Annotated in this window: 2 protein-coding genes; both read left to right on the top strand. The window is 73.2% G+C overall.

Translation table 11 applies throughout. The features are described from left to right. A partial coding sequence (locus tag FUT87_RS21425; RefSeq protein WP_222617235.1) for a LacI family DNA-binding transcriptional regulator occupies positions 1–1,116 on the top strand: 1,116 nt, incomplete at its 5' end. Then, positions 1,113–1,310, top strand: a 198-nt coding sequence (locus tag FUT87_RS21420; protein ID WP_186830679.1) for a hypothetical protein, incomplete at its 3' end; no start/stop codon positions are given. The genes FUT87_RS21425 and FUT87_RS21420, both read left to right, overlap by 4 nt.

The raw sequence follows: 1,310 nt of genomic DNA, 5'->3' as shown, positions 1-1,310 counted from the left end.
GCGCCCATCGACGCCGGCGGCGAGCCCCGGGCTGTCGCGCCCGCGCGTGCCTCGATCCGCGATGTGGCCGAGGCCGCGGGCGTGTCGCTCAAGACCGTGTCCCGCGTGATCAACGAGGACGCGGCCGTGCGTCCGGAGATGCGCGAGCGCGTGCGCCAGGCCATCGCCGCGCTGAACTACCAGTCCGATCCGCTGGCGCGCAGCCTGCGCGGCACGCATTCCTTCGCCCTGGGCCTGGTCTACAGCAACCCGAACGCGCATTACCTGGTCAGCCTGCAGAACGGCGTGCTGTCGGCCTGCCGCGAGCAGGGCTACGGCCTGCAGATCCATCCCTGCAGCACGCCGGCCCACGGCTCCATCGAGGAACTGCTGGCCCTGGTGCGGCGCTCGCGCCTGGCGGGCCTGGTGCTGGCGCCGCCGATGTCGGAGCAGCGCGATCTGGTCCAGGCGCTGGCGGCGCACGGCGTGGCGGTGATCCGCATCGTTTCGGCCGGCGACGACCCGCGCGACATGCAGGACTGCGTGCGCGTGGACGACCGCCGCGCCGCCCATGCCGTCACCGAGCACCTCATCCAGCTGGGCCACAGCCGCATCAGCTTCCTCTGGGGCGAGGGCTACTACGAGTCCAGCGTCCAGCGCTATGCCGGCTACATGGACGCGATGCGCGACTACGGCGTGGAGGTCGATCCACAGCTGGTGCTGGAGGGCGAGTTCAACTTCAACTCCGGCTTCCGCCGCGCTCGCAAGCTGCTGGCGATGAGCGCGCCGCCGACGGCCGTGTTCGGCAGCAACGACGAGATCGCGGCCGGCGTGCTGGCGGCGGCCCGCTCGGTCGGCTTCGATGTGCCGAGCGACCTGGCCATCGCCGGCTTCGAGGACAGCCCGTTCTCGCAGCTCACCTGGCCGCCGCTGACGACCGCGCGGCAGGACACGGTCGAGATCGGCCGCCGCGCCGCGCTGCGGCTGATCGAGCGCGTGCGCCACGCCCAGTCGGGCCGGCCGCTGGACCTGGGCGCCGAGCAGTTCACGCCCGAGCTCGTGGTGCGGGGGCTCCGCCGCGCCCCCGCGCCGCCGCTGAGACCGTCATGCGACGCCACCCCCTCCTGCGCGCGATGACGGCTCGACTGTCCCGGTTGGCCGTGCTGGCGAGTCTCGCGCTGCCGCTGGCCGTCATGCCGGCGCTGGCCGAAGCCGCCACGCGCATCGACGTCAACGACGGCTGGCAGTTCCGCACCGATCCGAAGGACGAAGGCGTGGCCGCCGGATGGACCGGTGCCGTGCCGGCGCACACGCGCAGCGTGAGCGTGCCC

This window comes from Mitsuaria sp. TWR114, assembly GCF_007997345.1.
This window is presented reverse-complemented; position numbering and strand designations above follow the sequence as displayed.